Origin of the sequence: Bacillus sp. DB-2 (assembly GCF_003315125.1) — a bacterium.
In the GTDB taxonomy this organism is placed as follows: Bacteria; Bacillota; Bacilli; order Bacillales; family Bacillaceae_G; genus Bacillus_A; species Bacillus_A mycoides.
Map to the genome: position 1 here is coordinate 1 of NZ_QNRN01000037.1, position 4503 is coordinate 4503.

Consider the following 4503-nt stretch of genomic DNA (forward strand, 5'->3'; position numbering starts at 1 on the left):
GGATCAAACTCTCCAATAAAGTTAGTTTGTCTAGCATCTAAAAATAAAAATTGACGTTCACGTTGTTTGTTTCGTTCAGTTTTCAAAGAACTTGTTTGCCGCTCATTTGCGACTCCCTTATGTTAACATTTTCATATTTCAATGTCAACCAAGTTTTTTTATTTCTTTTGTCGCTTTCTGCATTGTTGCTATCGGCGACTTGTTCTATATTACACCTCTAAACTCTAATCGTCAACACCTTTTTACAAAGATATTTAATTTAATATGTTCACACCATTTTAGCTCTAAATCAGGCCCTATAAAGATTTCATTAAAATAGAAACCATCGTCTACTTTTCTTTATTAATCTATCCTTCTACAATTTAGAAACTTCTCTATTACAAAGGACTTGCTTCCCCCATCTTACCGAACTCATACGATTGATTCTTTTCAGCTAAACTGACAACCTTATTTTAATAATTAATAGTATATAAGTAGAAAGTTGCTTTATTTTTCATTACTGCTCCCTTTTCCCCTGTGTTTATCAAATTGTACTATCAATAACCATTCTATTAGAATCAGGTGACGATATGAAAGATATATGTATTCTTATAGCAGACGATGATAAAGAAATCCGTGATTTATTAAAAAGATATTTAGAACGAGAGTTATACATAGTAGATACTGCGTCTGCAATTATTTAATCAAAACAACTATAACCTCTTTATATTAGATCTTATGATGCCTAAAGTAGATGGGATCGAAGTATGGAGAAAGCTTAGAGATACAACTAACATCCCTATTATTAATGCTAACTGCTAAAGATCACGAAGTTGCTAAAACTTTAGGCTTAAGCATCGGTGCTGATGATTATATTACGAAGCCTTTCAGTATTCACGAAGTGGTTGCAAGAGTAAAGGCTCTTATGCGACGTTTTTTATTTCTCGGAAGCAACACTAACTTACAAGAAAAAACAACTTTAACATTTAAGGGACTAACCATTGATTTAAAAAAACACACAAGTCCCTACGAACGGACAAGAGATTGTGTTAACCGAAAAAAAACTTAAACTAGTAAAGTTCTTCTCTTCCAACCCAGAGCAATTATTTACAAAAACAAAACTCTTCCGAAATGTGTGGGACGCTAATTATATAGAAGATGATAATACCGTTATGGTACATATTAGAAAACTTAACTGCAAGAGAGAACTTATTAATTAATGCAAAGATAATTGGAGTTCACAAAAGGAATGCAATTGAAGAAGCATTAGAAATTGTAGGCTTACAGCACGAAACAAAAAAATTAGTAGGAAAATACTCTTTAGGAATGAAGCAACGCTTAGGAATTGTACGTGCTCTTCTCCATTATCCTGAACTACTCATACTAGATGAACCAACTAACGGACTAGATCCAATCGGTATTAAAGAAATGCGAAAACTCATTAAATCTTTAGCTCAAGAAAGAAATATAACGATACTCATTTCTAGTCATATATTAGCTGAGGTGGAACAACTAGTCGATCGTATGGGAATTATTCATGAAGGAAGGTTATTAGAAGAAGTTTCTCTTGATACACTGCGTAAAGCCAATCGTAAGTACATAGAATTCCAAGTAAATAATGATAATAAAGCTGCGATGCTATTAGAAAATCATTTTAAAATTTTTGATTATGAGGTACATGATGAAGGAAACATTCGCGTTTATTCTCACTTTGGACAGCAAGGACACATCAACAGAACATTAGTTCGTAATGATATTGAAGTATTAAAAATTGTGATGAGCGAAGATAGACTAGAAGATTATTTCACCAAACTAGTTGGGGGTGGCACAATTGGTTAATCTGCTTTATACAGAACTATTAAAATTGAAACGATCCAATATGTTTTTGATTAGTATTATCGGAGCAGGTGTCGCGCCATTTTTAGTGGTTGTAGCTTCTTATATACACCTGAAGACAAAGCAGCCTACTCCAACTATTTTATTTGGTCAACTGTTCACTGAAGTTAACCTATACACTACTTTAATTATAGGATTCCCCTTATATGGAGTTGTAATCGCTTATCTATTTACCCGTGAATACACGGAAGATACATTAAAAAACTTGCTAACTATCCCAGTATCACGTATTAACTTTATTATAAGTAAGTTTATCCTTCTATTCCTTTGGATCATGATGCTAACTTTAGTTGCTTGGGCGCTAACTTTATTATTAGGGCTAATAGGTAGCTTCCCTGGGTTTAGTATCACCTTACTTTTAGGCTCTCTCGTAAAATTTTTAATATGTGGTGGACTTCTCTTTCTTTTGTCTTCACCTATTGTACTACTAACTCTTGTAATGAAGACCTATGTACCGCCTATTATATTAACAATCATTATTACAATGACTAACCTTATGATCGTAAATTCAAAATATAAAGACCTATTCCCATGGACCGCTACTCTAGATATAGCAAATAACGAATTACAAGCCACATATTATTAAACCGATATTCAAGGAATATCGGTTTTTATCTATTTCATCTCTAGTATTACTCACTTCAATATGGCATAGTGGGTAATAGATCAATATTAATAATCAGAATATTCTTTGCTATCAATCGACACTTCATTAAAATATGTAACGTTAAAAGCTATATTTGAAATCCGAACCTAATAATAGCATTTCTTCTTTAAACACATATACTGAATTAAAAATAATCACCTCAATTGATTGAATATGCCCATTATACCAATACAGAACAAACGTTCTATTAAACTACTTCCTTGCATTTAAGTAATCGTACTATATTTCACTTGCACTTATCTTCTCTACGAAAGACTCCCAATTATAAGATTTAAGGAGGTTTCATCCTATGTCTATATACACAATTAGAACAGCAGATCGAATTGCTAACAAATCATTTAGTTTCATTTAATAGTATTAACAGCACCATCGGCGAAGTCGGTATTATAGATGAACTATATGGTATTTTAAAAAGCCTCCCTTATTTTCAAGAATATCCTGAGCATGTATGGATTCAATATGTCCCTCATGATCCAATAGGGAGGAAAAATGCATTTGCGTTTGTAAAAGGGAAACATGATTCAACTTCTACTATTATCTATCCTTCTCATTTAGATACGGTTGGCATTGAAGACTTCGGATCGTTAAAAGAACATGCTTTCTCTCCTGAAACACTCGAACAATATTTTCAAACCGATGCAAAACCTGGAGAGTGGCTGTTCGGCCGTGGTTCTCTTGATATGAAAAGCGGCGCTGCCATTCATCTAGCCAATATACTATACTTCTCAGAACATGTGCATTTATTTGAAGGAAATTTACTTCTCTTATTCGATGAAGAAGGGGAACATCGTGGAATTATCTCTGCCTTAACCGAACTCGAAAGACTGAAGCAAAAAAAACAATTACAGTATCGTTTGGCTATTAACAATGATTTTATAACACCTTTATATGATGGAGATACTTAGCGTTACATTTATACAGGAACTTCAGGTAAACTTCTTCCTTGTTTCTATATTTACGGAAGAGAAGTACATGTAGGTGATACATTGTCTGGCATTGATCCTAATTTTATTGCAGCCCAAATCACAAATAGACTACATAACAACTATATCCATTACCATACGAAACAATCCAGAAATTAAACATCCCATCTATTTATATGGGCGTCTACGGGAAAGATGGCCATAAATGGACAGAACGTGTTTACAAACCCTATTCATTCAGCGTATTATCTTTATTAATCCGTAATACAACAATACAAATTTTAAATGACTACAAAGCTATTACAAATAAGCAAATTGTCCAGGGTTTATAAAGAAAATTAACTTTAGCTAAAGTGAGGTAAAAATACAAATGAATCCATTAGCACAATCATATTGGGATACTTATTGGGGAAACAATGAAAAACCAGAATCTGTTACAGCTTGGCAATTTGGTGATTCTCCTGATTATCTCGCTAAACTAGTCATTGATGGTGTGAAAACCGCAACATGCTCGGCCCATATTTTTTATGAATTAGAAAATGAACCACTACCAACAACTAACGATTATAGTATTGTACTCAATAGTCAGGATGAACCTGTAGCTATTATTAAGACAATAGAAGTAACTATAATGCCAATGAATGAAGTGACTGAAGAATTCGCTATCGCTGAAGGCGAAGGCGATCGTACCTATAGTTACTGGAGAGATACCCATATTCAGTTTTTTACAAAGGAACTAAGCGAACTTGGTCTTAGTTTTTCTGAAGATATGCTGCTCGTTTGCGAACGTTTTAAGCTTATCGATGTAAAAAACAAAGTGAAGCTATGATAAATAACGATTTTACCGGAAGTCCATACTAGATAAATACATTTATCTTTAAACAAATAAGCTTGTTATCAATGGATTTCTTGAGCCATTAATAACAAGCTTATTTCATTAAACACAAAAAAGACGAGTCATTCTGACTCGTCTTAAAGTTGCTTGGCGACGTCCTACTCTCACAGGGACAAGGTCCCAACTACCATCGGCGCTAGAGA

Annotated in this window: 1 protein-coding gene and 4 pseudogenes; all 5 read left to right on the forward strand. The window is 33.5% G+C overall.

Annotation, left to right across the window (positions count from 1 at the left end; genetic code table 11):
• Positions 1–569: 569 nt before the first annotated feature.
• Positions 570–1190: pseudogene (locus tag DET63_RS29950) on the forward strand (response regulator transcription factor); the annotation flags it as partial.
• Positions 1165–1818, forward strand: a pseudogene (locus tag DET63_RS29955) (ATP-binding cassette domain-containing protein); the annotation flags it as partial. The pseudogenes DET63_RS29950 and DET63_RS29955, both read left to right, overlap by 26 nt.
• Positions 1811–2455: pseudogene (locus DET63_RS29960) on the forward strand (ABC transporter permease); the annotation flags it as partial. The pseudogenes DET63_RS29955 and DET63_RS29960, both read left to right, overlap by 8 nt.
• A gap of 371 nt (positions 2456–2826) precedes the next feature.
• Positions 2827–3588 (forward strand): annotated as a pseudogene (locus DET63_RS29965) (peptidase M20); the annotation flags it as partial.
• Between the two features lie 247 nt (positions 3589–3835).
• The gene (locus tag DET63_RS29970) at positions 3836–4294 is read left to right on the forward strand and encodes an ASCH domain-containing protein (protein ID WP_113938655.1); all 459 of its coding nucleotides are present in this window, start codon (positions 3836–3838) and stop codon (positions 4292–4294) included.
• The last annotated feature ends 209 nt before the right edge of the window (positions 4295–4503 follow it).

Coding starts and splice junctions, on each gene's coding strand:
- DET63_RS29970 (WP_113938655.1), top strand. CDS start 3,836: ATGAATCCATTAGCACAATCATATTGGGATACTTATTGGGGAAACAAT.